Source organism: Streptomyces sulfonofaciens (assembly GCF_014656295.1).
Taxonomy (GTDB): domain Bacteria; phylum Actinomycetota; class Actinomycetes; order Streptomycetales; family Streptomycetaceae; genus Streptomyces; species Streptomyces sulfonofaciens.
Genome location: NZ_BNCD01000094.1, coordinates 1 through 585, shown reverse-complemented (window position 1 = coordinate 585; position 585 = coordinate 1). Strand labels below are relative to the sequence as shown.

Here is a 585-nt window from a genome sequence, read left to right as displayed (position 1 = left end):
GATTGAAAACAGATTATCCCCCATAGAGTGAAGCCCCGCCGGATTGACAAAATTAGCCAAAGTGATCTGCCCGATCACATTAGAGGTCGTTTGCAAGCCTTGAGTCACACTCACCGTGCCATCCACACCGATATTCACTTGCGTGGTGTCTTCAGGTAAAGTGATTTGAGGGATCAAAAGATAGCCTTCGCTCGTTACAAGATTGCCCTGTTCGTCTAGCTTAAAATTCCCGCTTCTTGTATAAGCGGTGGTGCCATCAGGCAACTGGACTTGAAAAAAGCCTTTACCCGTAATGGCGACATCTAAATTATTTTCCGTTTCTTTAGGGCTGCCTTGCGAAAACATTTTAGTGATCGCGCTAGGGCGCACGCCTAAGCCCACTTCCATGCCATCAGGCGATAAAGTCGTGTTGCTTGTGTTGGTTCCAGCGTATTGCATCGCTTGGTAAAACAAGTCGTTAAAATCCGCACGAGATTTTTTAAACCCGGTGGTATTGACATTGGCGATATTGTTTGAAAGGCTGTCAATGCCAAACTGGTGGGTCTTGATCCCGCTATAAGCGTTTAATAAGGTGTCGTTCATGCT

1 protein-coding gene is annotated in these 585 nt (G+C 46.2%); it reads right to left on the bottom strand.

What is annotated here, in order from left to right; translation table 11 throughout:
* On the bottom strand, window positions 1–585 hold a 585-nt coding region (gene flgG / locus IE313_RS36715), incomplete at both ends, for a flagellar basal-body rod protein FlgG (protein WP_229925208.1).